At 49.4% G+C, this 26,850-nt stretch carries 21 protein-coding genes; 2 read left to right on the top strand and 19 right to left on the bottom strand.

All coding sequences use genetic code 11. The annotated features are described in order from the left end of the window. Nucleotides 1-6: 6 nt before the first annotated feature. Entirely contained in the window at nt 7-2,715 is a 2,709-nt protein-coding gene (gene secA / locus NH568_RS09930) for a preprotein translocase subunit SecA (protein WP_253046645.1), read from the bottom strand. 416 nt (nt 2,716-3,131) lie between these two features. On the opposite strand from secA, the gene NH568_RS09925 reads away from it, so the two are divergent. Beyond that, nucleotides 3,132-3,617 (top strand): DUF721 domain-containing protein, encoded by a 486-nt coding sequence (locus tag NH568_RS09925; RefSeq protein WP_253046643.1) that lies wholly within the window; start codon nt 3,132-3,134, stop codon nt 3,615-3,617. Between the two features lie 32 nt (nt 3,618-3,649). On the opposite strand, the gene lpxC is transcribed toward NH568_RS09925, so the two are convergent. The 16 genes from lpxC to mraZ all read right to left on the bottom strand — a co-directional run bounded on the left by lpxC (nt 3,650) and on the right by mraZ (nt 21,338). After that, nucleotides 3,650-4,573, bottom strand: a complete 924-nt coding sequence (lpxC, locus tag NH568_RS09920; RefSeq protein ID WP_138550746.1) for a UDP-3-O-acyl-N-acetylglucosamine deacetylase — start codon at nt 4,571-4,573, stop codon at nt 3,650-3,652. 95 nt (nt 4,574-4,668) lie between these two features. Beyond that, nucleotides 4,669-5,883 (bottom strand): cell division protein FtsZ, encoded by a 1,215-nt coding sequence (gene ftsZ, locus NH568_RS09915; protein WP_253046641.1) that lies wholly within the window; start codon nt 5,881-5,883, stop codon nt 4,669-4,671. A gap of 20 nt (nt 5,884-5,903) precedes the next feature. Continuing rightward, nucleotides 5,904-7,139 (bottom strand): cell division protein FtsA, encoded by a 1,236-nt coding sequence (gene ftsA / locus NH568_RS09910; protein ID WP_138550748.1) that lies wholly within the window; start codon nt 7,137-7,139, stop codon nt 5,904-5,906. After that, nucleotides 7,136-7,915, bottom strand: coding sequence for a cell division protein FtsQ/DivIB (locus tag NH568_RS09905; RefSeq protein ID WP_253046639.1), 780 nt, complete (start codon nt 7,913-7,915; stop codon nt 7,136-7,138). The genes ftsA and NH568_RS09905 overlap by 4 nt, the downstream gene beginning before the upstream one ends. Nucleotide 7,916: 1 nt before the next feature. Next, nucleotides 7,917-8,825 (bottom strand): D-alanine--D-alanine ligase, encoded by a 909-nt coding sequence (locus NH568_RS09900; RefSeq protein ID WP_253046637.1) that lies wholly within the window; start codon nt 8,823-8,825, stop codon nt 7,917-7,919. Further along, complete coding sequence (gene murC, locus NH568_RS09895) at nt 8,822-10,291, bottom strand: UDP-N-acetylmuramate--L-alanine ligase (RefSeq protein WP_253046635.1); 1,470 nt, start codon at nt 10,289-10,291, stop codon at nt 8,822-8,824. The genes NH568_RS09900 and murC overlap by 4 nt, the downstream gene beginning before the upstream one ends. Continuing rightward, complete coding sequence (gene murG, locus NH568_RS09890; protein WP_253046633.1) at nt 10,270-11,334, bottom strand: undecaprenyldiphospho-muramoylpentapeptide beta-N-acetylglucosaminyltransferase; 1,065 nt, start codon at nt 11,332-11,334, stop codon at nt 10,270-10,272. Before murG ends, murC begins: the two co-directional genes overlap by 22 nt. After that, complete coding sequence (gene ftsW / locus NH568_RS09885) at nt 11,331-12,506, bottom strand: cell division protein FtsW (protein ID WP_253046631.1); 1,176 nt, start codon at nt 12,504-12,506, stop codon at nt 11,331-11,333. Before ftsW ends, murG begins: the two co-directional genes overlap by 4 nt. Continuing rightward, complete coding sequence (gene murD, locus NH568_RS09880; protein WP_253046629.1) at nt 12,500-13,825, bottom strand: UDP-N-acetylmuramoyl-L-alanine--D-glutamate ligase; 1,326 nt, start codon at nt 13,823-13,825, stop codon at nt 12,500-12,502. Before murD ends, ftsW begins: the two co-directional genes overlap by 7 nt. Nucleotides 13,826-13,847: 22 nt before the next feature. Continuing rightward, nucleotides 13,848-14,930, bottom strand: coding sequence for a phospho-N-acetylmuramoyl-pentapeptide-transferase (gene mraY, locus NH568_RS09875; protein WP_253046627.1), 1,083 nt, complete (start codon nt 14,928-14,930; stop codon nt 13,848-13,850). Next, complete coding sequence (gene murF, locus NH568_RS09870) at nt 14,924-16,327, bottom strand: UDP-N-acetylmuramoyl-tripeptide--D-alanyl-D-alanine ligase (RefSeq protein ID WP_253046625.1); 1,404 nt, start codon at nt 16,325-16,327, stop codon at nt 14,924-14,926. The genes mraY and murF overlap by 7 nt, the downstream gene beginning before the upstream one ends. After that, complete coding sequence (locus NH568_RS09865) at nt 16,324-17,802, bottom strand: UDP-N-acetylmuramoyl-L-alanyl-D-glutamate--2,6-diaminopimelate ligase (protein WP_253046623.1); 1,479 nt, start codon at nt 17,800-17,802, stop codon at nt 16,324-16,326. Before NH568_RS09865 ends, murF begins: the two co-directional genes overlap by 4 nt. Next, a complete protein-coding gene (locus tag NH568_RS09860) occupies nt 17,792-19,606 on the bottom strand; it encodes a penicillin-binding transpeptidase domain-containing protein (RefSeq protein WP_253046620.1) in 1,815 nt (604 codons plus the stop codon). The genes NH568_RS09865 and NH568_RS09860 overlap by 11 nt, the downstream gene beginning before the upstream one ends. Then, on the bottom strand, nt 19,603-19,923 hold the full coding sequence (ftsL, locus tag NH568_RS09855) for a cell division protein FtsL (protein WP_253046618.1): 321 nt from the start codon (nt 19,921-19,923) through the stop codon (nt 19,603-19,605). The genes NH568_RS09860 and ftsL overlap by 4 nt, the downstream gene beginning before the upstream one ends. Continuing rightward, nucleotides 19,923-20,858, bottom strand: a complete 936-nt coding sequence (rsmH, locus tag NH568_RS09850; RefSeq protein WP_253046616.1) for a 16S rRNA (cytosine(1402)-N(4))-methyltransferase RsmH — start codon at nt 20,856-20,858, stop codon at nt 19,923-19,925. The genes ftsL and rsmH overlap by 1 nt, the downstream gene beginning before the upstream one ends. Before the next feature lie 21 nt (nt 20,859-20,879). Continuing rightward, nucleotides 20,880-21,338 (bottom strand): division/cell wall cluster transcriptional repressor MraZ, encoded by a 459-nt coding sequence (mraZ, locus tag NH568_RS09845; protein ID WP_046004813.1) that lies wholly within the window; start codon nt 21,336-21,338, stop codon nt 20,880-20,882. Between the two features lie 444 nt (nt 21,339-21,782). Between mraZ and NH568_RS09840 the strand changes: the two genes are divergently transcribed. Then, the gene (locus NH568_RS09840) at nt 21,783-24,785 is read left to right on the top strand and encodes an EAL domain-containing protein (RefSeq protein WP_253046614.1); all 3,003 of its coding nucleotides are present in this window, start codon (nt 21,783-21,785) and stop codon (nt 24,783-24,785) included. A gap of 265 nt (nt 24,786-25,050) precedes the next feature. On the opposite strand, the gene NH568_RS09835 is transcribed toward NH568_RS09840, so the two are convergent. Together NH568_RS09835 and NH568_RS09830 are read right to left on the bottom strand one after the other, a co-directional pair. After that, nucleotides 25,051-26,028: a transposase gene (locus NH568_RS09835; RefSeq protein ID WP_253046612.1), complete on the bottom strand. Its 978-nt coding sequence runs from the start codon at nt 26,026-26,028 to the stop codon at nt 25,051-25,053. Nucleotides 26,029-26,176: 148 nt separating this feature from the next. Continuing rightward, complete coding sequence (locus NH568_RS09830; RefSeq protein WP_253046610.1) at nt 26,177-26,743, bottom strand: hypothetical protein; 567 nt, start codon at nt 26,741-26,743, stop codon at nt 26,177-26,179. Between the last annotated feature and the right edge of the window lie 107 nt (nt 26,744-26,850).

Below are 26,850 nucleotides of genomic sequence, written 5' to 3'. Positions count from 1 at the left end.
GAAAACTTAAGAGAGTTTACCGCAACATTGTTTATACTTTTTGCCTGATTTACACGGGCACGGCTCGTTGCGCCCTACCTTAGGTTCAGTGCGTGCCGCGACCGCTGCACCCTGAGGCGCTTCTCCACCGACTGGCGCTGACTCTTCATGCTGATACTGGCGCGGTGCCTGCTCGCTGCGACGATGTTGCTCTTCTACTTTTTCAACATCTTCTTCAGCACGTACCTGCACTTTGCTCAACACACCAACAACGTCCACTTTAAGGTTTTCAAGCATTTCCGAGAACAACTCAAACGACTCGCGCTTGTATTCCTGTTTCGGATTTTTCTGTGCATAACCACGCAGGTGAATACCCTGACGTAAGTGATCCATCGCAGCAAGGTGATCTTTCCAGTGCTGATCCAGACTTTGCAGCATGACAGCCTTTTCGAACTGACGCAGTACCTGAGCACCCACCATCTCTTCTTTTTGCTTGTATGCGGCTTCAATCTCCTCACCGATACGCTCACGCAAACGCTCTTCGTATAGTTTATTGTCTTCCTCAAGCCATTTGGCAATCGGTAATTCAACCATAAAGTCGTTCTTCAGCCGCTCTTCCAGGCCAGGGATATCCCACATTTCAGCCAGGCTCTGTGGCGGAATGTATTGATCAACCGCACTATTAATTACATCACCACGGATAGCAGAAATAGTTTCAGAAATGTCGCCTTCTTCCAGCAGCTCGTTACGCTGCTCATATACCACGCGACGCTGGTCGTTGGCTACATCATCATATTCAAGCAGTTGCTTACGAATATCAAAGTTACGTGCTTCTACTTTACGCTGTGCATTCTCAATCGCACGGTTAACCCACGGGTGTTCAATCGCTTCACCGCGTTGCATACCAAGCTTACGCATCATGTTAGTCATGCGTTCGCCCGCGAAGATACGCATGAGCGCGTCGTCCATTGACAGATAGAAACGGCTCGAACCCGCATCACCCTGACGGCCAGAACGACCACGTAGCTGGTTATCGATACGACGAGACTCATGACGTTCAGTACCGATAATGTGCAGACCCCCAGCTTCCAATACATCATCGTGACGTTTCTGCCACTGTGCCTTGATGTCATCAATTTGGGCATCGCTTGGGTTGTCGAGTTTAGACACATCATTCTGCCAGTTACCACCCAGCATGATGTCCGTACCACGACCCGCCATATTGGTTGCAATCGTGACTTTGCCGGGTAAACCAGCATCTGCAATGATATCCGCTTCCTGAGCGTGGAATTTCGCATTCAGTACGTTGTGTTCAATCTTTTCCTTACGCAGGAAGTGCGACAAATACTCAGAGCTTTCGATTGAAATCGTACCGACCAGTACAGGCTGACCGCGTTTCTGACAGTCGCGGATATCGGCCAGAATGGCTTCAAACTTCTCGTCCTGAGTCAGATAGACGAGATCAGCACGATCATCACGGATCATCGGCTTGTTGGTCGGGATAACCACGGTATCCAGTCCGTAGATTGACTGGAATTCAAACGCTTCTGTATCGGCAGTACCTGTCATCCCGGCCAGTTTGTCGTACAAACGGAAGTAGTTCTGGAACGTAATGGAGGCCAGCGTCTGGTTTTCGTTTTGAATACGAACATTCTCTTTGGCTTCCACCGCCTGGTGCAGGCCTTCTGACCAGCGACGCCCTTCCATAGTACGACCCGTGTGCTCATCAACAATGATGACTTCATTGTCTTTTACAACATAGTCAACGTCTTTCTGATATAGCTTGTGTGCACGCAGCGCCGCATAAACATGGCTCAGCAGGGTAATATTACCCGCAGAGTAAAGCGAATCGCCTTCTTCAATCAGGCCATTTTTAACCAGTAATTCTTCCACTTTAACCTGACCACGCTCGGTCAGGTGAACCTGTTTGCTCTTTTCGTCGAGCGTGAAATCACCATCGCCTTCAACCCCTTCTTCATCTTCCTTCTCCTGCAGGATCAGCTCAGGTACGATGGTGTTGATCTTAGTGTATAGCTCAGAGCTGTCTTCTGCCGGACCGGAAATAATCAACGGTGTACGGGCTTCATCGATCAGGATTGAGTCAACTTCATCCACGACAGCATAATGCAGTGGACGCTGAACACGCTCTTCAATGCTGAACGCCATGTTGTCGCGCAAATAGTCAAACCCGAATTCGTTGTTGGTACCATAAGTGATGTCGGCTGCGTAGGCTCCTTTTTTCTGAGCTGGCATCATACCCGGCACGTTACAGCCAACGGTGAGCCCTAAGAATTCGAACAGTGGGCGGTTATTCTCGGCATCACGCTTGGCAAGATAATCGTTCACGGTAATCACGTGCACACCTTTTCCTGTCAAACCATTTAAGTAAGCAGGAAGTGTCGCAGTGAGTGTTTTACCTTCACCAGTACGCATTTCAGAAATGCGACCCTGATGCAGGACAATACCACCGATCATTTGTACGTCGAAGTGACGCATACCAAATACCCGTGTCGATGCTTCACGCACCGTAGCAAAAGCTTCTGGCAGCATGTCATCCAGGCTGGTGCCTTGCTCAAATCTTTGTCTGAATTCCGCGGTTTTAGCTTGCAGTTCTTCGTCTGATAGCGCCTTATATTGTTCTTCTAGGGCATTAATCAGGGCGACCGTTTTTCTCAGATTTTTAATCATTCGGTCGTTGCGGCTACCAAAAATCTTGGTAAAAATTTTCGTTATCATGTTTAAACCATTTCACTCATCTATTTGCGAGCACCTATTTGGGTAACGCGGTTGTCACGCTCGCTCGTCCTGTTGGCGACAAAGTCGGACCTTGCTGTGTGCCGAGTTAAATTTGTGCCCTATCATACCAGACTATGCGCGTCTGCAAACCATCAAAAAGTAATCTGTTCCTATTTAATCATACAAGGTTGGGAAACACACCCGAACCACTCGATGGCAGCTGACAATGTCGACTTCCAAATGCAGAAAGTAGGTAAGGTTTTTGAGGTACTGACCCTATATATTGGGGTAATAGGTGTGTATTTCAAGCACAATCTGTATCGCGGGCATGTAACTACTACCTGTCGTGGTAAGCACGCGTTATACTTGTACATGGAAGAGCGAAACCAGTAAGTTAGCCGTTGTGAGTGGGTATTATGAGTAAAAATCGGTTTGACCCTAAGCCGCTAGGCGAATTGGCCGGTGGCTGGTCAGATAAACTACATGGTTATATGCAAAAAGCGCAGGGGATCACAGAACTGCAGCAACCTCTGCAAAACGCATTGGGCCCTGTTCTCAGCAAAAAGTGTCGTGTTGCCAATTATCAGGACGGAACTTTGTATGTTGAGGCAGCTTCGGCGACATTGGCAACGCGATTAAATTACCTGAAAATGGAGATCCTCAGTAGCTTTCGCGCCGCTGGTTACCATGACTGTTGCCAGGTTAAGATTGGCACCAACCCAGAGGCACAACAAAGACTTACCAAGCCTCACAATCAGATTAAAACACCCAGTACGAGCTATTCAGGACGCCAAATGAGTGAGCAAACGGCAGGCGATTTAATGGCACTCGCCGAGCATGCTCCAGCCGGGCTAAAAGAAAAACTACTGCGCCTGGCAAAACATGGCAGGCAAAAAAAATGACGCACTCGGCGTCATTTTTCATCTAATTTTTTTCAGGCAGTAACCAAAGACGTATCTACGTCCATGCCTGGTGCTGGCATAGTCACAGGCTCATCAAATGTTGCCCATTCCCAAGCAGACTCCGACGCCATGATCTGACGCAGTAGCTTATTGTTAAGGCCATGACCTGACTTGAAGCAAGTGATTTTGCCCAGAATGTTGTGCCCTGCCATAAACATGTCGCCCACACAATCCAGGATCTTGTGCTTTACGAATTCATCTTTATAACGTAATCCGTTCGGGTTCAAAACCTTGAACTCGTCCAGAACAACAGCATTATCCATACTGCCACCCAGGGCCAGGTTATTAGCATGCATATACTCGATGTCTTTCATGAAACCGAATGTGCGTGCACGGCTGATCTCTTCAGTAAAGCTCTGTGCGGTAATATCCAAGCCAATACGCTGACGACTGGCATTAATTGCCGGGTGGTTGAAAGCAATTTCAAAGTCGATGTGGAAACCGTCATAAGGCTCAATTTCAGCCCATTTGTCGCCGTCTTCCACACGCACTTTTTCTTTGATTCGAATAAAGCGCTTTGCCTGGTTCTGCTCTGCAATACCGCCTTTTTGCAGTAAGTAAATGAAAGGTAATGCACTACCATCCATAATCGGTACTTCTGCACTATCCAGCTCAACGATTAGGTTATCAATTCCCAGTGCCGCAACGGCCGCAATTAAATGCTCCGTTGTTGACAGACGGACACCGTCTTTATTGGTCAAACAAGTACACAATTGCGTGTCGCCCACAGCTTCGGGGGTTGTTTCAAAATCGACAACCGGGTCGAGATCTACGCGACGAAATACGATCCCCGTATTTACGCTCGCAGGTCGGAGAGTGATCGTGACCTTTTCACCTTTGTGTAATCCTACACCTGTGGCTTTAACGACTTCAGCAATCGTTCGTTGTTTTATCATAGGTTCGTCCGCTTCTGACTGGTTAATGACTAATGAGACCGCAAATTCTATCATAGATAGAAGTCGCTGCCAATCGTTTGTTTTTTAACCTGACGTTAATCAGATTGTTTGCGCAAAAACGCAGGGATATCAAAGTAATCCCCTTTTTCCTTACCACCTGAGCTATTCGACGATGTAGGTGTACTCGTCGGTTTAGGCTCAGATACTGCCGGACCGCTTTGCTCAGGTTCACTACTTTCACCGGTGCTTTGCGTAAAGCTAGGGACAAACATATTCTGTCCTTTGCCGCCTTCGCTGTCCGAACCGACCACTTTTTTAAGGCCACTCTCTACAATGCCAAATTGAGGTCTGCGCTCGCCACCCAGTCCAGTTGCAACCACTGTTACACGTAGTTCTTCACTCATCTCTGGGTCGATAACAGCACCAACCACGACTGTTGCATTTTCAGACGCCAGCGCCTTCACATGGTTCCCCACAATCTCAAATTCTTCGATTGTGATGTCCATACCAGCCGTGATGTTAACCAAAATACCTTTCGCACCGGTTAAATCAACATCTTCAAGCAGTGGGCTGGAAATCGCAGCTTCTGCCGCTTCTTGTGCCCTGTCGGGACCACTGGCCGCCGCCGTGCCCATCATTGCAGTGCCCATCGCCGACATAACAGTACGTACGTCCGCAAAATCCACATTGATCAAACCTGAACGCGTGATCAGTTCTGCAATGCCCTGCACCGCGCCGTACAATACGTCGTTTGCTTTAGCGAAGGCATCTAATAATGTAGTGCCTTTGCCTAAAACTTTAAGTAACTTGTTGTTAGGAATTGTGATGAGTGAATCTACAATTTCTGACAACTCACCAATACCCTGATCGGCTGCGGCCATACGCTTTTTGCCTTCCAGGTCGAATGGACGTGTTACCACTGCCACAGTCAGTATGCCTAGCTCTTTAGCCACACGCGCAACAACCGGCGCCGCACCTGTGCCGGTTCCGCCACCCATACCGGCAGCGATAAACACCATGTCAGCCCCTTCAAGGCTCGCTTTAATGGCATCGACATCTTCTTCTGCTGCGCTGCGTCCCACTTCTGGGTTGGCACCTGCGCCCAGGCCTTGGGTGATCTGAGTGCCCAGCTGCACAGTCACATCGGCAGAGGATTTACGCAGAGCCTGCGCGTCGGTATTCGCTACGATGAAGCGAACACCTTCAATTTCCTGCTTTACCATATGTTCTACAGCGTTACCGCCGCCGCCACCGACGCCGATGACTTTAATAACGGCTTCTTCGCCGTGTTGTTCCATAATATCAAACATCTTCACTCTCCGACTTGAGCTTAAAACTCACCTTGGAACCATTTTGTGACTCGGTTCCACCAACCATCTTCGGCATCCGCTTTCGTCCTGTGTGCATTTTTGACTTGCAGCGTTCGGCCGTATTGTAACAAACCTACCGCTGTTGCGTATGCCGGATCATCAACATAATCGGTTAACCCTGTTATCCCTACAGGTTTACCAACACGAACGGGCATCTGGAAAATGTCTTCCGCCACTTCCAATGCCCCTTTCATTTTCGCACTGCCGCCAGTGAGTACAATACCCGCGGCAATTTGATCTTCAAACCCAGACCGACGTACCTCTTCAAGTACGAGCTCAAACAGTTCTCGAAATCTGGGCTCAACAACCTCAGACAAGGTGTGTCGAGACATAATCCGCGCAGGCCTTCCACCTACGCTGGGTACTTCAATCGTTTCTTCGTTGCTAGCCATCTGGCTGCTCGCATAGGCATATTGTACCTTCAGCGATTCCGCGTGAGAAATAGGGGTGCGGAAAATTTTTGCAATATCCCCCGTTACCTGATTGCCAGCAACCGGGATAACGGCGGTATGGCGCAATGCACCATTGACGTAGATAGCAATGTCCATGGTACCACCGCCAATATCGACAACCGCCACGCCCAGCTCTTTTTCGTCTTCAGTCAGCACTGAGTAACAAGATGCCAAGGCCGTAAAAGTCAGCTGATCAACCTGTAACCCACAACGCTCGACACACTTTTCGATGTTTTTCGCCATGTCATTTGAGCAGGTAATAATATGCGCCTTGGCTTCCATTCTGACACCACTCATTCCCAGTGGGTTCTTAATGCCTTCTTGCATATCCACGCTATATTCCTGAGGCAGCGAATGCAGCATTTTTCGCTCTGCTGACATAGGTACCGAGCGTGCAATGTGGATTACGTTCGCAATATCATCATCAGTGATCTCTGCATTATTGTTAATTGCAACAACACCGCTCTCGTTCTGGCACTGAATGTGTTTACCCGAAATACCGAGATACACGGAGCTGATCCGACAATCAGCCATCAACTCAGCTTCGTCAACAGCACGCTTAATAGAATCAGACACCAGATTAAGGTCGTTGACACCTCCTTTATCCATACCATGGGCAACCTGATTTCCGACCCCCACGATACTCAGCTGGTTGTCTGCGGTGATCTCCCCAACCGTTGCAACCACCTTAGAGGTGCCCACATCCAGTCCAATCACTAAGTTTCTCTCTGCCGACTTGGTCATGCTTTACTCTTATCTTTATTGTCTTCGTTCTGGCTGAACTTCCAGCTAACCGCCAGTCCCGTATCATATCTCAGGTCAATCGCATCTACCTGAGCCCCCTCAGGCTTTTCCAGCCTAGGGTAAACATCTATAAACCTCTGAACACGCTGTGCTTTGTCTTCACGGCCCAGATTGAGTCGAATACCGTTGTCCAGCCATAACTGCCAGGCAAATCGCTCTGACAGTGCCAAACTAACCAGGTTAAACTGGTTGACAGCCAGCATTTCTTTTAATTGTACAAACGTCTGCCAGGCTTCTACTTCACTCCCTTCCGGGCCGTAAAGCTCTGGTAGCGTCTTTGACAGCCGAGTGCTGTTGGCTTGAAACACACCGCCTGCACTATTTAACAACAGATCGCTATTCCAATAAGCAACCGGTTTATGTTCAACCACGTACACCTGCAGGGCATCTGGCCACTGCTTCCTGACCGAGACAGTCGCCACCCAGGGCAGAGCTTGTACCTGATCGTGCACAGCCTTCACATCGAGTTCAAAGAAACTCGACAGATCCGCTTTTCGGATCGCTGCCACAATGTCGTTCTCGGCAGTGTAATAAGGCTGGCCAAGTACCGTCAGGGTCTTGATTTGGGTATCTCTGTGCTGGGTCAACCAGTCACGAGCCCATAGCCCAGTTTGCATCAGACCAAGTAGCACAATCAGAAAAAAGCCCACACCAAAAAACAGTGACCAGTTGACACTGTGCTTCAGAGCAGCGATTTTTCCAAAAAGAGCACGCATATTAAAGGGTTTGCTCCAAAATGCGAATAACTAATTGTTTAAATGACAACCCATTTTGCTGTGCTGCCATAGGCACCAAAGATTTTTCTGTCATTCCCGGTACCGTATTTACTTCCAGCAGATAAAACTGACCATTGCCATCTTGCATGGCATCTACCCGCCCCCAGCCTGTTGCACCAACCAACTCAAACGCATGCTTGGCCATTATCTGTAACTGCTCGGTATGAGCCGCACTAATCTCTGCCGGGCAATAATATTCGGTGCTGTTGGCCTGATACTTTGCCTGATAATCATAAAACCCACGTGGCGTGCGCATTTCAATCACAGGGAGTGCCTCTTCTGCAAGCATAGCAACGGTAAACTCTCTGCCTTCAATCCACTGCTCCACCAAAACTTCATCGTCATATTTAAATGCTTCAGTGAGCGCAGTTTGCAGCTCTGGTGCTGTGGCAGCCTGAGTCATACCAATACTGGAGCCCTCGTGACTTGGCTTCACCATGACTTTGCCAAATTCAGCCATCAATGCGCTGGTATCTATATCCTGAGAAGCTTTGACCACGCAGTAACGCGCCGTGCTCAACTTGGCAGATTCAAATAATTGTTTGCAGCGGATCTTATCCATCGCCAGAGCACTCCCCAGCACACCACTACCGGTGTAAGGTAAGCCCATAAATTCAAGCGCCCCTTGCACTGTACCATCTTCACCACCTCGGCCATGCAAAGCAATAAACACCCTGTCAACCTTGAGGCTTTTCAATTCCCACAAGTTACGCTCGGCAGGGTCAAATGGCACGACCTCTACCCCGGCTTCTTCAAGCGCATTGATAATTGCCTGGCCAGACTTTAGCGATACTTCTCGCTCGGCTGAGTGACCACCCAGTAGTACAGCAACTTTGCCAAACTCACTCATAATGCACCTTGTTTTAATTTTTCGACCGACAACTCTGTGGCTGCCAGCTGCTTTACGATTTGCCCGATGTTGCCGGCCCCTTGCGTGATCACCAGATCATTGTCACGCAATACGTCCGCCAGTACGGCTTGTAAATCCTGACCATCCGCGACATGGATTGGCTCAACACCACGCTGGCGCAGACTGCGACACAGACTCTTGCTGTCTGCACCGACGATAGGGGTTTCTCCGGCACTATATACATCCAACAACAACAGTTGGTCGACTTCACTCAGAACCTTCACAAAGTCTTCATAAAGGTCACGGGTGCGGGTATAGCGATGCGGCTGATACAACATAACCAAGCGCTTATCAGGCCAGCCAGCTCGCGCTGCACGGATAGTTACAGCCACTTCTGAGGGATGGTGACCATAATCATCGACCAACATGACTTCGCCACGTTCATTTTGGAAAGAACCATAATGCTGAAAGCGACGCCCAATTCCGGCGAATTTTTCCAGCGCCGATAAAATAGCTTCGTTACCTATGTCGTGATCTTTTGCCACGGCGATAGCCGCGGTAGCATTCAGTGCATTGTGCTTACCGGGCATGCTGAGTGTTACCTCGAGCTGTTCGCCAGCTTTATGCACTACTTTAAAACGACTCTGGTTCTGCGTTTGCTCAAAGTCCACCATGCGGTAATCCGCTTCAGGGTTTTCCCCGTACGTGATCGCAGGTCGGGCGAAGCGGGGTAACAACTCTTTGGCAACATCGGAGTCGGTACACACCACAGCTAAACCATAGAAAGGCAGGTTGTGAATGAACTCGACATACGTATCTTTCATCTTTTCAAAGTCGCCATCATAGGTGTCCATATGATCGGCTTCGATATTAGTGATCACCGATACCATTGGCTGCAAATGTAAAAATGACGCGTCACTTTCGTCGGCCTCTGCAATCAGATAATCGCTGCTACCCACCTTGGCATTACTGCCCGCACTGTTTAACAAACCACCGATAATAAAGGTTGGGTCTAATCTCGCTTCAGCGAAAATACTGGCGATCAAACTGGTTGTTGTGGTTTTACCATGAGTTCCGGCAACAGCAATACCATGGCGAAAGCGCATTAACTCAGCCAACATTTCGGCCCGTCTGACGACCGGTACCCGAGCGCGTTTCGCCGCCACAATCTCCGGGTTGCTGGTATCAATGGCGCTGGAAACCACGACTACGTCGGCATCTTTAACATTGTTTTCATCATGCCCGATAAAAACTTCAGCCCCTGCGCGGATAAGACGTTCCGTCATCGCATTCTGGGCAATGTCTGAACCGGTAATTCGGTACCCTTCAAAAGCCAGTACTTCTGCAATTCCGCCCATACCAGCCCCACCTATTCCGATGAAGTGGATGGTGTTAATGCGTCTCATGGCTCTGCGTCTGTTAATTTCTTTCACTGTTTTCTCTTTTAATTCGTTACTTCTTCGCATATGGCGGCCACTGACTGAGTTGCTGAAAGCTGTGCACAGGCTTTGGCTTTATTTGCTTTGTCCCAGATCTGTGCCCGGTCGCGACAATAAGGCACCAAAGTGTCGCACAAATGCTGTGCAGATAAAGCTGATTGTGGAACCAGCAACGCCGCTGATCCGTCTACTAAAAATCGCGCATTGGCCGTCTGATGATCATCCACCGCATGCGGTAAAGGCACAAAAATGGCCATCTTACCTGCGGCAGCAATCTCGCTCACCGTCAGTGCACCCGCGCGGCAAATCACCATATCGGCCCAGTCATATGCCTGATCCATATCATCAATAAACTCTGCTACCTTGGCCTGCAATCCAAAGCGCTGGTAGTCACCTTCTAGTGCTACATGATTGCCTTTACCGCTTTGGTGCCAAACCTGTATGTCGCAGGATGTTGCCTCAGTCAGTAATGCCATAGCCTCAGGGACCGTATCGTTGAGCACTTTCGCGCCCAGCGAACCACCGACAACCAGTACATTGACAGAGGTACCCGGTTGTTTCGGCTGAAGCTGCGCCACACTTGCACGTACGGGATTACCTACAACATCATGGGCACGCTCGGCAAAGGCCTGCGGAAATGCCGCTAATACTCTGCTGGCAATGCGCGCCAACAATTTATTACTCAAGCCGGCAACCGCATTTTGTTCATGGATCACCAAAGGCACCCCAGCCAGCTTAGCTGCCAGTCCAACGGGACCTGTGACATAACCTCCCATCGCCAGGATCACGTCCGGACGGCGATTGCGAATAATGGCTCTGGCAGCAAAAATGGCTTTTATCACCATCCAGGGTGCAGTCAGCAAGCGTTTTACCCCGTTACCGCGTACCCCTTTTACTTCTATAAAGTCGATGTCTATACCATGTGCCGGTACGACTTGCGCTTCCATTCTGTCTGCGGTACCTATCCAGGATATCTTCCAGCCCTGCGCTTCCAGTGCTTTTGCCACCGCAATACCCGGAAAGATATGCCCGCCCGTTCCACCGGCGACAACAAGTAACCGCTTGGTCATTTTTTACCTCCACGGGAAGTGGCCTGTCGCGTCGACAGCTTGGTCTCAAAATCAATGCGTTGCAATAAACCGGCGGCGATCGTCATGATCAATAAGCTAGAACCACCGTAGGATATGAAGGGTAACGTCAAGCCCTTAGTTGGCAGCATTCCCGCACTCGCGCCGACATTCACCACAGTTTGAAACGCAAACCAGATACCAATCCCCAGTGCCAGATAACCTTCGTATTCTTTACCCGCTTTCAGCGCTTTTTGCCCGATGAGTAACGCTCTGAACACCAATGTAGCCAGTGTCATCAACACACAAATCACACCGATAAAGCCCAGTTCCTCCGCCACGACCGCGAAGATAAAGTCATTGTGGGCCTCAGGTAAGTACTGCAACTTCTGTACACTATTACCCAGCCCCTGACCGAGCCAGCCACCCTGACCGTACGCCATAAGAGACTGGACCAGCTGATAACCTTTACCGAAGGGATCTTCCCAGGGCTCCAGGAAACCGACTACCCGCGCCATCCGGTAAGGCTCAAAAATAATCAACATCACAACCAGCAACACACCGGTCAACATCAGGGCAAAAAACTGCCAGAGTTTTGCACCTGCCAAAAATAGTAAACCGACCGTTGTAACAAACATCACCACCACAGTACCTAAGTCTGGCTGCATCAAAATTAAAAATGCGTAGACTGCAAATACAATAATGGGTTTTGCAAACCCCTTGAGGTTTTCCTGCACTTCGTCACGCTTACGCACCAGATAACCGGCAATGTAGCTAAAGAAAAAAAGTTTCGCAGCTTCAGCGACCTGGAAACCTATCGGTCCTACAGGCAACCAGCGTTTTGAACCATTTACTTCACGCCCGATAACCAGTACAACCGCCAGTAACACCAGTCCCAACAACAGCAAGTACGGATTAAAGCGCTTCCACCAGGTCATCGGCACTGTAGTACTGAGCCAGAACAACACTAATGCCATGACCAGGAACATGCCGTGGCGCGTCACTATGTGATATGGGTTATCGTACAAGCGTTCAGCTACAGGCATAGAGGCACTGGTCACCATCACAAAACCTATTCCGACCAGGCATAACATGGCATACAGCAGCGGTACGTCGAATAACGAGTCCGATGGAGCCGGGGTGAAAGAGCGCCGCAGTGCGGTCATACTCAGCATGCTTGCCCCTCAACCAGCCGACAGAACTCCTCGCCACGGGCCATGTAGTTGGCATACATGTCAATGCTGGCACACGCTGGCGCCAGTAACACCAGGTCCCCGGGCGTGGCCTGTTGGGCTGCCAGTGCTACGGCTTCACTCAAGTTGTTGACCATCTGACTCTCAGGATGCAAAGGCATGAAATCCGCGCCATCTTTACCAAAGCAAAAGATGGTTTTGCAGTAGTGTTTTAAAGGTTGCTTGAGTGGAGACAGATCTGCGCCTTTGGCATCGCCGCCAACGATCAACAGGATCTGCCCCTGCTCACCGGCCAGACTCTCCAACGCCGCCACCGTCGCGCCAACATTGGTTGCCTTAGAGTCATTAAAATAACGAACCCCTTTTACATCGGCAACCAACTGACAGCGATGCGGTAATCCTTTGAATGCCCTAAATGCCCTGATGAACGCGCTCTCTGGCAAAGACAGAGGAGACAGGAGCGCCATCACAGCCAGAGCATTAAACTGATTATGTCTACCAGGCATGGCAAGCTCATCAGCCGGACACAGTTTTTTGCCATTCAGCGCAAAATAACTCTGTCCCTCTTCTTCTGTTAAACAACACGCAGCCCCCTCAAGCGCCACACTCAGCGCGTTATCGTGGGGTAAATAGGTACGGGCGTCTTCGGCGTTATATACAAGACAATCGACCTGCTGATAGATGCGTAATTTGGCTTCGCAGTAGGCAGCAAAATCCGGGTATCTGTCCATATGATCTTCGGTGATGTTGAGGATCATCGCGCTCATACAGTGCAAACTATGGGTAGTTTCAAGCTGAAAACTAGACAGCTCCAGCACAAACACATCAAAGTCTTGCTCCAGCAGATCCAACACAGAAGTACCAATGTTCCCACCCAGGCCAACTTTGAGACCAGCTTGCTGACATACCTCAGCAGCCAGGCTGACCACGGTTGATTTACCGTTCGAGCCTGTCACAGCAATTACCGGCTTTTCATTCAGGCGAGCAAATAATTCCACGTCGCCAATGACTTCAACTCCGGCAGCAATGGCCTGGGCAACACAGGTCTCATACAAAGGCACACCCGGGCTAATCACAACCAGATCGGTGGCACTCAGTGCCGCCTCTGCGAGCGGGCCAAATACCGCTTCACACTCTGGCAGATTATGATTCATCCAGTCTGCTCCGGGAGGCACAGGTCGTGAGTCAACTACCTTAGGGGTAATCCCATGGCGTACCAGAAAACGTACTATGCCCAGACCGGTCACACCCAGCCCGAGTACAGTTATATGTTTATTCTTTAAGGTGTCTAAATAACCCATATCCTGACCTTAGTGTACTACTTTAGCGGATCTTTAAAGTTGCCAGCCCCGCCAGCACTAATATGATCGAAATAATCCAAAATCGCACAATTACTCTGGGCTCTGGCCAACCCTTTAATTCATAATGATGATGGATAGGCGCCATACGGAAAATCCGCTGACCACGCAATTTATAGGAGCCAACCTGTAAGATCACAGAAAGTGCTTCCATAACGAACACCCCGCCCATAATCAGCAACACCAGCTCCTGACGTACCAAAATGGCGATAATCCCGAGTGCGCCACCGAGTGCAAGTGAGCCAACGTCGCCCATAAAGACTTGAGCCGGATAGGTGTTAAACCACAAAAAGCCAAGCCCTGCGCCAACAATTGCCGTGCAGACCACCACCAGCTCACTGGCAGAGGCTATATGAGGAATATGGAGGTAATTTGCAAATACAGCATTTCCGGTTACATAAGCGATAATGGCCAGTGCCGACGCCACAAGAATGGTCGGCACTATGGCTAAACCATCAAGTCCATCGGTCAGGTTCACGGCGTTCGACGTGCCTACCAGCACAAAATAGCTCATCACCAGATAAAACAAGCCCAGTTGAGGCAATACGTCTTTGAAAAATGGCACGACGAGCACAGTTTCTGACGGATCTGAGGAAGTGAAGTAAATAAAGGCCGCGACCGAAATCGCAATCACTGACTGCCAAAAATATTTCCACCGGGCTATCAAACCTTTACTGTCTTTACGTATTACTTTACGGTAGTCATCAACGAACCCGACAACCCCCAGCGATCCAATCACAAACAAAGTGATCCAGACATATTTATTGCCAAGGTCACCCCACAGTAAAGTGCTGGCAAAAATAGCACCCAAGATCAACAACCCGCCCATGGTTGGCGTGCCTGATTTAGATAAATGCGATTCAGGACCATCATCCCGGACTGTCTGGCCAATCTGCATTCGCTGTAACGCTCTGATCAGCTTAGGCCCGAAATACAAAGAGATGATTAACGCGGTCAGGATCCCCAGGATCGCACGTAGCGTCAGATAGGAGAAAACGTTAAAGCCACTGTAATATTGCGTCAGATATTCCGCTAACCAGGCTAACATGGGCGTTCCTCTTCACTGTCAGAACCATTATTGGATGCTTGCTCGGCTGCAACCAGATCTGCAACCAGTAACTCCATGCGTGCACTGCGTGACCCTTTTACGACCACGGTACAAACCTCATCGCGTTGTGCCAGTAGTTGTACAATTGCCTGCAGCATATGCTCTCTCTGAGAAAAATGCCGATTGGCAGTTTCAAGTACATCGCTGGCATAACGACTCAATACACCTAATGAAAACAGCGCATCAATGCCTTTTTCTTTGGCATATTCACCTACTTCTTCATGGTATCGACGTGCTTCTTCTCCCAGCTCGCCCATATCACCTAATGCGAATACACGATAACCTGGCATACTGGCCAACAAATCAATGGCGGCTTTAACTGAACGAACATTCGCGTTGTAGCTATCGTCAATGATCCGCAGCGTGTCTGATACCTCGATCAAATTGACGCGACCTTTTACCTCTGCCATGTTTTCCAGCGCCAGTTTCACATCTTCCAACGTCGCCCCCAGCTGTACGGTACAAGAGGCTGCTATCAGGGCATTCATAACGTTGTGCTCACCTGGTAAAGGGAGCGTGATGGAGACGCGTTGCGTACCCTGACACAGTATAAAAGTGGCACGTCCCAGTGTATCCAGGGTGATATCTTCCACCCACAGATCACGTTGCTGTGTCATAGAGAAACGGCTGGTACGCTGAGTTGTCAGACTTTGCTCCCACATCGGCGCAAAGCGACAGTCACAGTTCAACACAGCAACACCGTTATCTTTCAGACCGGAGAAAATTTCCCCTTTTGCCTGCCCAACTCCTTCAATCGAGCCAAAACCCTCAATGTGCGCCGGCGCAACATTACAGACAACAGCAACATCTGGCTTTACCAGTGCACTGGTATAAGCAATTTCACCGATATGGTTTGCGCCCAGCTCTATCACGGCAAATTCATCGTCTTCACTGAGACGCAACAAAGTCAGTGGCACCCCAATGTCATTGTTGAAATTACCGGCAGTCGCCAACACTTTACCCAACCGGGACAAAATGGCCGCAGACATTTCTTTCACTGTGGTCTTGCCAACACTCCCCGTAATAGCAAGTGTTTTTGGTGCGACCTGCCTGATCACGGCCTGACCAAGTTGCCCCAGTGCCAGTCGTGTATCTTTCACTACCAGTTGAGGAATATCTACTTCTACCGGATGATCAACAATGGCGGCAATCGCGCCTTTTTGCTGCGCCTGGGCAACAAATTTGTGACCGTCAAAATTCGGCCCTTTTAACGCCAGAAACACTTCGTTTTCACTAATTGTACGTGTATCTGTATTTACATTTGAAACACTGCGGTTTTGCCCGTCATAAGGGGCCTTCAGTACATCCGCAAGCCAAGAGAGATCCATCTTGATCATGCACTTTCCCCTGATAATATTTTCTGGGCCCAGCTAATATCACTAAAAGCCAGGCGTTGTTTTCCTATAATCTGATAGTCCTCATGCCCTTTACCCGCGATCAGGATCACACTGTGTTGATCAGCGCCCCGAATTGCGTCACGTATGGCACTCGCCCTATCAGGCTGACAAAGAGCATACTCGGGCTTACTGAGCCCAGCCTTAATGTCTTCAATAATTGCTAATGGGTCTTCACCACGCGGGTTGTCACTGGTGATCACCACGGTATCTGCATATCGCTCAGCCGCCTGTGCCATTAACGCGCGCTTGCCTTTATCGCGCTCACCACCGCAGCCAAACACACAAGTTACTTTGCCTGGTACATGCTGCTGCAACGCCTGAAGTGCCAGTGCCAGTGCATCCGGCGTATGGGCATAGTCGACCACACATGTTGGCTGTCCGGCAACTTCGATGGCCTGCATCCGGCCGGTGACGGGCTGTAATTGTGCAGCTCCTGCAACCAGCTGAGCCAGTGGAATACCCTGAACCAGCAATACAGCAAATGCCGCACTCAGGTTGTACAGATTAAACTCACCAAATAGCGGGGTACTGACCTCAGCGTCTCCCCAGCTGGTGTGCAATCTAAAATGGATCCCCTGACTGTCAAATTGTGCCTCACTGAAGTACACGAAATGCTTTAACGCGTCATGTAATAGGCCATCAGCTGGTTTGCGACCAAAACCTATCGGGTGAACAACCTTACCCGCTTTCAGCCATTCCTGTGCCCAGGGGTCGTCAATATTAACCACCCCGTAATTCGGCTTACAGTCACTAAATAGCTTTAGTTTGGCCTCGGCATACTTTTCCATTGTGCCATGATAATCAAGATGGTCGCGGCTCAGATTGGTAAATACCGCCACATTAAACTGACACTGTGAGACTCGCCCCTGTACCAGCCCATGAGATGATACTTCCATAGCAGCCAGTTGGTAGCTGTGACGCAGTTCATTTAAAATACGTTGCAAATCAACATGAGACGGAGTGGTATTATGCAATGGCGTCAGTGCATCTGGTGCACCATATCCCAGTGTGCCAATCACTGCACCGGGCAAACCACACGCGCCAGCCAAATGTGCAATCATTGCCGTCGTGGTTGACTTACCGTTGGTCCCAGTGACACCAACGAGTTTCAGAGCACGGCTGGGCTCACCATAAAATGTCGCCGCCAGCAGAGCCACTTTGTCTGCCAGTGCGCTGATCCGCAATACTCGTTCATCCTCTACATCGAGGGTACAGTGTGTGTCGGCCAAGACCACAGCTGCGCCACGCTTTAGCGCTGCACCGACATACTGACCACCATCTTGCTGATGGCCCTGAAGTGCAATAAAGCAATCGCCCGGACACACATCTCGGCTGTCCAGGCGCAAATCGTTGACGGGGATAGCTGGGTATGACACCCCAATATTAGCCAGTGCAAGGCTCAGATCATGTATCATTATCAGGCCTCGACAGGTAGGCGACACGCTCTTTATCCGGTGCCACATTTAAAATTCTCAGTGCATTGGAAACGATTTCGGCAAATACCGGCCCCGCCGTATGACCACCGTAATACACATCACCACCAGGTTCATTGATCATCACAACCACCGCAAGACGGGGATTGCTGACAGGCGCAACACCGGCGAAATAACCCACATATTCGTCGCCATACCCGCCTGCGATGGCTTTTTCCGAAGTACCGGTTTTAGCTGCTGCCCGATATCCATCGACGATGACATTAGAAGCCGTGCCGCCTTTTTCAAACACCGATTCCATCATCTCCACCACAGCCAGTGCATCTTCTTCACGGAACAGGCGTTCTCCCGGCACAGGTCCATCCTGCTTCATTATGGTCAGTGGCCGGGAAATCCCGCCAGCACCAAGCGTAGCGTAAAGTCTGGCTACCTGTGCCGTACTGACTGAAACCGCATAACCATATGACAAGGTAGCAATTTCAAAGTCAGACCAGCGACGGTTAGGGTAAAACAGGCCCGAACTTTCGCCAATCATCATAGTGCCGGTGTCTTCGCCAAACCCAACCTGCTGATACAGGCCAACAAAATATTCTTTGGGCAGCATCTGGCTGATTTTAGCCACCCCCATGTTACTGGAAATCTTAAGGATTTCGCGCAGTGTCATTTCACCGTGATTACGCTCATCTTTGACCAAGCCACCATTAAGGCGCATCCAGCCCGGGTAGGTATCTATGGTGTCGTCCGCCTGGATCACGCCATGATCTAACCCGGCCAGCACAGCCAGCGGCTTGAGCGTGGAGCCCGGCTCAAATAGATCGGTTATAGCACGGTTACGGCGTTTATATGGCGCCGCATCACTCATATCATTGGGATTAAAGCTGGGACTATTAACCATCGCCAGAATTTCACCGGTATGCACATCAACCACCATGGCCGAGCCAGAGGTTGCCTGATAAGTCAGTACAGCTGATTTAAGTGCCTGATAAGCAATCGCCTGGATACGTAAATCAATACTCAGGTGCACATCTTCCGGCTCTACGCGTTCTTCTTCGGCCAAAACCTGAACCTCGCGCCCCTGTGCATCCTTACGTATGGTGCGGCGGCCTTCAGTACCAGTCATCGCCTTGTCATAGAGCTTTTCAATGCCTTCGATGCCAATGCCATCAATATTGGTGACACCCAGTACATGGGCCGTGACTTCCCCATTGGGGTAATAACGTTTCGACTCGTCGAGTAAGTGGATCCCGGGTAAGCGCATCTGACGAATATAATTGGCCACCGCAGGTGTGACCTGGCGCTTTAAATATACAAAGCGACGCTTGGGATTGTCGCGCAGGCGTTTATCTATCTTTTCTTGTTTGATTTGCAGCACATCAGCCAGTTCCCGCCAACGCACTTCGTCCCGATAGAAAGCGTGTTTACGGGCACTCAGCTCTGCAGCGTTGTCGGCTAATGCCTGAGTATCTTCACCATTACGGCGGGCTTTTCTCAGCACCTTTTTCGATAATGCTTTGTCCAGCGCTTTAGGATCAGCATAAACACTGACCACAGGCACACTGACCGCCAGTTCCTTGCCATTGCGATCGAAGATCATCCCGCGTTGTACCCGCACAGTCTCAACCCGTACAGTGCGCTTGGCATTTTCAGAACGAGCTTTATCGGGCTCAATCACTTGCAAATAAGCGGCACGCGCAATCAGTGCGGCAAATACCAGCACCAGCATCACGCTGACCAACGCAAAACGCCAGCTGATTAAATTGACTGTGGTCTTCTTCGCCGGGCTCATGGTAGTACGATCACCTGTTCTTCTTTACTGGTTGGCCGCTTCATCTGCAATTGAGTTCTGGCGACTTCTTCAATGCGCGCATGTTGCGAGTAAAACTCCTCCTCAACCAACAAGTAGCGCCATTCCAGATCCAGTTCATCTCGTTTTTGTAATAATTTATCCTGCTCAATCAGCTGCTGGCGGGTTAGGTGGGTCACCTGCACCACGGCAAGGGCCGACCCTAAGGTCAATGCCAGCAGCAAAAACGTCAGCTTGTTATCCAGTAACAACTGGCATATTTCTACGAATAACTTAGGCTGACGCTGATGCTTTTTCATTACAGTTTCTCAGCAATTCTCAACACTGAGCTGCGCGCCCGCGGATTGGCGTCAATTTCTGCCTGACTCGGTTTGATAGCCTTGCCCACCGCCTTCAGTGTCAGATTTTGCTTTAGCTGTGCATCCGTCAGCGGCAAACCGCGTGGCACAGCCTCGCCTTTACTCTGTTTTTTAATAAATTGCTTAACAATGCGATCTTCCAGCGAGTGAAACGAGATCACCACCAGGCGCCCACCCGGTTTTAATACCGCCAACGCAGCCTGCAATGCCGTCTGGATCTCTTCCAGCTCACTGTTGATATAAATTCGAATCGCCTGAAAAGTGCGGGTAGCAGGATGTTTGTGCTTGTCTTTTACCGGCACCGCTTCATCAATGAGGTCTGCCAGTTGCTTGGTGGAGGTGATCTCAGTGTGCTCACGGGTTTCAATGATTTTGGTCGCAATCCGGCGGGCAAACTTTTCCTCGCCATATTTTTTGATCACAAACACCATGTCTTCCAGTTCGGCTTCCGCTAACCACTGTGCGGCACTGCGACCTGCCGTTGGGTTCATGCGCATATCAAGCGGACCATCTTTCATGAAGCTAAAGCCACGCTCGGCGTCATCAAGCTGAGGTGAAGACACGCCAATATCCAGCAAAATACCATCAACCTGACCCAGCAAGCCGGCATCACGGGCAACGCTCTCAATGTGTGAAAAACGATTGTGGGCAATACTGAAACGCGGATCATCGGCAAACTTCTGCGCCGCCGCAATCGCTTGCGGATCCTGATCGATGGCCTGCAATCTGCCCTGCTCGTTCAGCCGCTTAAGTATTTCACCCGAGTGACCACCGCGGCCGAATGTGCCATCGATATAAGTGCCATCGGGTTGGATATTCAATGCATCCAGCGTTTCAGCCATCAGCACTGAAATATGTTGCCGTTCTGTCGCCATAAAATTTGGTTTTCACCCCAGTTATAAAGAAAAGTCATCCAGCTCAGGGCACGCTTCCACGTCACCACTTCGCTCGATCTCAGTATCGGCCTGCATTTGTTCATACCAGCGTGCTTCGTCCCAAATCTCAAACTTATTGAGCAGTCCCACCAGCATCAGCTTTTTGCCAAGGCCAGCGTGCGCACGCAGCGTGGGCGCCAGTAAAATACGGCCGTTTTTGTCCAGCTGGTATTCTTCCGCATGCCCCAAAAGCATGCGCTGCCAGCGTCTGACTCTGGGGTTAGTGTTGGAGAGTCGTTGTAGCCTGGATTCTATTTCTCGCCATTCAGACAGTGGATACAGCCACAGGCATGGTTCGTTGATCGCAATAGTGCAAATCACAGCGCCCTGTTCTTCAGACAGCAGAGGCTGGCGATACCGAGTTGGTATCGAAAAGCGTCCTTTGTCATCGAGGCTCAATGAGCTTGCGCCGCGGAACATACTTACCCGCTCGGCCTGTTACAATAAACGAATCTTTGATCCAATTTGATCCACTCTAACCCACATTTTCCCACAGGATGACAGTCTAGGGCTTGACAAGCCTTTTTGTCAAGTTGGATCACTCACCTTGACTCGCCTACAGGCCAGAAAAATCGCGGGGTTTATGGAACTCCATGAAATCGGTGGGAAAATGTGGGCAGACGAATAATCCGAGATCTTTTGGCTGAAAAACGTACCTAATTTGACTACTTAAGGATATTTCATTCATGAGATCTTTAGGCTCGATGGTGTTACCAAAAAGCCGAAAATTTAATAACTCTCGACTAGTATTTAGGTTAAACGGGTTGGTTAAAGCGCGCAGCGCTTGTATCATGCCGCCACCTCATAACCAGGCGAGTTTGTATTATTAAAGAAATATCAATAAAACAGCGATTTTACCGATTGATGCTGGTGCTCAGTCTGCCTGGGTTCTTGTTGATACTGGCTCTGTTATTCGCGCAACGCAGCAATATGCTACAAATGCAGGAACAGCAGGCGTTAATGTATGCCAACCAGGTTGCCACGCTGCAGCATGCGGAAATTGCCGCAACACAAAGGCTACTGCAGCAATTGGCCTATCAGCCAAAAGAATTGCAACATCAGCCAGGCGTGTGTCCGCAGCTGCTTTCAAGTGCACAACACTTATCACCCAGCTTCGCGAATTTTGGTCTGGCCACACCGGATGGCAACGTCACCTGCTCGTTATCTCGAATATCAGGCCCAATCTCTATCGCCGATCGTCCCTACTTTCAGCAAGCGATAGATGAAGGCACATTCAGCATTGGGGAATACCAGCATGACAGAAGCATTAACAGTGCAACGCTCAATTTTGCTCACCCAGTCTATCAGGACGGGCAGCTCGCCATGGTGATCATTGCCGTCAAACGCCTGTCGCACTGGAGTCGCTCACTATCAAGGCTGACGCTGCCTCAAGGTACCCGTGTGATGGTGGCCGATCATACCCGAGCGATTGTCGCAGAATACCCCTACAGCAATGCGCCTTTAGGCAGAGCCGTTAGCGAAGACTGGCCCGAAGGCCTGAATGAACAGGCTGTGCTGCTCAATGATGCCAATGGCCATCACCATGTGTACATTCGCCTGCCCTTGTTGGCAGCACGGGGTGAACTGACCATTTATTTCGCTTTCCCCTTTGAAAGTGCCTGGCAACAAACACAGCGCCACTTTGCCTTGGTTTTAAGCAGCTTTTTTATCTTGTTATGCCTGCTTATCTGGCTGGCACGTTATCGTCTCAACAAAACCCTGTTGCAACCCTTAACGCAATTCAGACAAGCCATTGCGGCTCTGGCACAGGGACGCACACTGGACCTCACCAGCCACACCATGCCTCAGGAGCTTGCGGTTCTGGGTGCGCATTTTGAAAGCATGGCCAAGGTGCGCTTGCAAACTGAACAGCAATTGACAAATAAACACACTGAACTCCAGACCTTGCTGTCGGCGCTGCCCGACAGTTACCTCCGTGTTGATACTCAGGGACAGGTGCTTGCTAAGCATGGCTCGCTGGTGCAGCAAGGCAATACACTGAGTGAGCTATTTCCCCATCATATTAATAAACGGATCCGTGTTGCTCTGACGTTGCTCAAAGATCAGCCGCACCTGCTTCTGGAATACACGCAGGGCGAAAACCAACGAGGCTACGAAGTCAGAGTCCAGGGAATGAGTCATGCTGAAGAGGCCGTTATTGTGATCCGAGATATCAGTCATCGCAAACAACAGGAAGAAGCACTGAATCTGGCTGCGCTGGTTTATAACAACTCAAGTGAAGGCATGGTGATCACGGATGCTCATGGATATATCTTAGATGTGAACCTTGCCTTTACCGAGGTGACAGGTTTCTCTGCGCATGAAGCAATTGGCAAAACCACCGCCATACTCAATTCAGGCAAACACGATCGCGCTTTTTACCGCCAAATGTGGCATGCATTGAGCGATACCGGCCGCTGGCAGGGCGAGATTATTAACCAGAGAAAAAATGGGGAACTGTATACCGAATGGCTGACCATAGATACCGTCTATGATGAACAACAGGAAGCCTATCGCAGAGTCGCGATTTTCACCGATATAACCGACAATAAACTCAAAGATGAGCAACTTTGGCGACAAAGTCACTATGACTCATTAACCGATCTGCCCAACCGGACCAGTCTTAAAAAGCATCTCAATAATCTGCTGGCAGAGCCAGGTAAGCAACTGGCCATACTGTTAATGGACATTGACCATTTTAAGGATATCAACGACACCCTGGGACACTACTACGGCGATCAACTACTCACCCTGGTAGCCAGAGCATTGCAATCACTTGAGCAGACTGGCGTCACTCTTTCGCGGATCGGCGGTGATGAATTTGTCATCATTTGTGAGCACTGCAATAGTGAGGCAAAAGCCATCGCCCTGGCAGAGCGGGTTCAGCGAGTATTTAAACAGGACTTTGTTTTGGATGGAGAGTCCTGCCATGTGGGTGCCAGCATTGGCATTGCACTGAGCCCCCGTGATGGTGACAGCAGTGAGTTATTGCTAAAAGCGGCCGATCAGGCCATGTATCGGGCCAAAGATCAGGGCCGTAACGGATATGCGTGTTTCGATTCTACTTTACGCCAGCAAAGCGAGCAGCGCTTATTAATGCTCAGAGACATGCGTCAGGCATTATCCGACGCGCAGTTTGTGATGTATTACCAGCCCATTGTGAACATGCAAGATCAGCAGATCCATAAAGCCGAAGCCCTGATCCGCTGGCAGCACCCCGATAAAGGCATGATCAGCCCCGGCCACTTTATTCCGCTGGCGGAAGAAACTCAGCTGATCCATCAGCTGGGTGAATTTGCCTTTCAACAAACCCTGCTCATGCTTAAGCGGTTGCAGCAACATTATGGCACGTTTCAGATCAGCCTGAATGTGTCACCGGTACAGTTCAATGCCAAACACACCAGCCTGCTGAAGTGGCAAGAACAGCTCCACAACGCCAATTTGCAACCCGAAGACGTGGTCATTGAAATCACTGAAGGCCTGATGATGCAAGGAGAAGGCCGCAGTCAGGCACGGCTTGGTCAGCTTATCCAGCAAGGCTTTTCGGTCGCACTGGATGATTTTGGTACCGGTTACTCCTCCCTGGCTTATCTTAAGCAAATGGACACCGACTTTATCAAGATAGACAAACGCTTTGTTGACGGCATAGAACACAACGAAGACGATCTGGTGCTGTGTGAAACCATGATCATGATGGCACACCAGCTGGGGCTCAAAGTGATTGCTGAAGGAATAGAAACCGCCACGCAACATGAACTGCTCAAACAGGCAGGCTGCGACTTTGGCCAGGGGTACTTTTACGCCAAACCTATGAGCCAGACGGATTTAGAGGCTTTGCTGTTAGAAAAGTCACAGCAGCGGCAATAAAGAAGTACGACTTTGACACACTTTAAAGCGTGTCCGTGAGAACAAATGGGGAAGGGATATGAGTATACCGCGTGGCGTAACACAGCCTAAAATATGGAGCCTATGTTCTAAATTGAACTATTGAAGGGTGCGCTTTCTATAAGCCTCGAATAGCGAAAATCGTAAGTTTCACCACAAAACCCTGAAGAATAGTCAAATCCGGGTAATACGAAAGCGCATCCAAGCCTGAACTTAGATAAATCGGAACAACACTGAAGGAAAAGTGTTAACCCAGTAATCGCTCGCACTCGCACTGAGTCAAGTTGGCACGTCGCCTTTTATGAAGATGTTCACAGTAATCTGTCATCGCTTGCTTTCGCCCCACTGCACCATGAAAGACCTTTGTAAACTGCGTAGTCAGTTTGAGCCAGTTGTCTGGCTCTATTTGCAATCGTGTCAGCAATGGTTGGCTATCGCTGATGTAACCTCGCTTATCTGCACGCATGCATCGGCCTGTTAACTCAACCAGTTGAATATAATAAGTTAGCTCAAACGGTAGCCCTTTGGGCCTGTGCTTTCTTGGGTTACCCGCAAAACGCAGTAAGCTTTTGGGTTGCTTACCTTGCAGTGCATGCTCAATACGCTTTTTAATGCTGGTATAATCTGACATTTCCGGAGTCTCGGCCATTTTGGCTCTGACGGGGTTCAGGTCAACATAAGCCAGGCACGCTGCCAGTGCCGCTTCATCCAGTAAAGCCTGTGACTTAAATCGCCCTTCCCAAAATCGACCTGTACAACCACCTTCTTTATTCGCCCTACGAGCAATGTCTTCATTAAGCACCCGCATAAACCAGCTGATGCTCGCAAGCCGTAGTCTGAATTCAGCTATACCAGCTGCCAGCATACTATACTCGGATGCGCTCAGCTCATCACCACGAATGAACTTGTGCGTCAGCCAGTTACCTTTAAACAGTTTATGCCAGCGAAGTACGATTGCTCTGTCTGATATCCTTTGTGCTTTTACATCATCTACATACAGTACGATATGTGTATGATTGCTCATAACCGCGTAGCCACACACATTAATGCAAAACACCTTAGCAAGGGTCAGCAATTTTTCCTCAACCCAGTCTCGCCGATGCTCATAAGACTTGCCCGTTACGCGGTCTTCGCCGCACAGAAATGCCCGGCGAACACACCGGGATATGCAGTGGTAGTATTTAGTGTCTGACAGGCTGACCTGTCTCTTCCTTGCTGATGGCATAATCTAGCATCCTCAATCCATTGAGAATCACCTAAAGGTAGACGGCGTACATTCCGTACGCCAATTTTAGGTGGCTGTCCACGTAACTTTACCTGCACGCCAAGCAACTCTTATTTATCCTTTAAATACATTACAAACGGCCTTAAAACTATTTTTCTATTAGCTGCCTCAGTGATGGCCCATACAAATCACTTAATATCGCCTCATGGGTAAATACTTTATACGAAGCCTCCCCAAGCAGTTTGTCTCCAATCGCTATCCAATATTCTTCTGAGTATTGTTCGTTTTTATTTGGAAAAACCCCTGTTTCTTTAAAGTATGCAATGAGGTAGGCAGCTTCAGCTGACCCATTTTTCATTGCAGTGTATAGATTGTATAGCGCTAGTTTATTGCTTTTATTAAGATACTCACCTTTTAATATCGCCAGCGCTGATTGAATATGAAATCGATTGAGCGCCTTTGTATTTGACTGCCCTACCCCTCTCAAAATTGACATCGCAGACAATAGCTCTGTAGAGCTGCTGGCATGGTTAAACAGGTAACTACCCGCAAGTTCGGCGCCATGTTCAGAGCCATAAGACGACGCAAGTAGCCAAAACTCAATAGCCTCCTTTTCCTTTCCTTTTTTATATAGGCACCTACCAAATGTATTCAATTGACTTATAAAAAGATCATTCATGTGTGGCCGGTTTAAATCAGGCTCCTTCTGATTCATAGCCCCACCTTCTTCCAGTTTCTGACAAAACGTTTCTGAGGGTATCTGCACATTCAGATCAAAAGAGAATACATTGGGTATAAAAAACAAAAAAAACAATAGAATGT

The organism is Pseudoalteromonas sp. XMcav2-N (assembly GCF_024124545.1).
GTDB lineage: Bacteria > Pseudomonadota > Gammaproteobacteria > Enterobacterales > Alteromonadaceae > Pseudoalteromonas.
This window is presented reverse-complemented; position numbering and strand designations above follow the sequence as displayed.